The following is a 541-nucleotide window of genomic DNA, read 5'->3' as shown; positions in this document are numbered from 1 at the left end:
GTATGGCTGGTGTGCCGCTCAAGGCCGGGTAAATAGGTTACCCTCTGCGTCTGCAGGCTGTTGCCGCTCTGGCGGCGGCTGACTTTACTGATACGCATGCCGTCGCTGCCATAGCGGTAACATTCGCGATCCGCAGCGGCGCCGTCGCGCTCCACCGGGGTTACCTGCGATAATTCGCCACGCCGGTTCCAGCCCAGCTGTTGTCCGGGCAGCAGGGATAACTGATGGCCGCCGCCGTCAAACAGGGCATCGACCTGCGCCGCATCGCCGGTCAGCGAACTCAGCACCGCGCGGTTGCTGCGGTCAGAGACGGTGATACTGACGGTGTAGTTATTGTCTGATGCCGGGGCGCTGTGGCGGATTTGGGTCAGATTATCGCCGCGGTCATAGCTGTAGCTGCGGGTATAGCGGGTATAGACACTGTCGCTGGCGGCGGGCAGCGGCACCAGCGGGGCAGGCAGCTGGCTGTTTTGCTGTCCGGCCGCGGCCATCTCCCGGCCGCTGGCCGAGATCAGCTGATACAGCGTGTCATAGCGGTAAC

Annotated in this window: 1 pseudogene; it reads right to left on the bottom strand. The window is 63.8% G+C overall.

From position 1 onward, the window contains the following. Positions 1-541: pseudogene (locus tag JWF83_RS00025) on the bottom strand (RHS repeat protein); the annotation flags it as partial.

The sequence above is a fragment of the Pantoea sp. B65 genome (genome assembly GCF_047308185.1).
Lineage (GTDB): Bacteria > Pseudomonadota > Gammaproteobacteria > Enterobacterales > Enterobacteriaceae > Erwinia.
The sequence above is the reverse complement of the archived record's forward strand: the minus strand, read 5'-3'. Positions and strand labels throughout refer to the sequence as shown.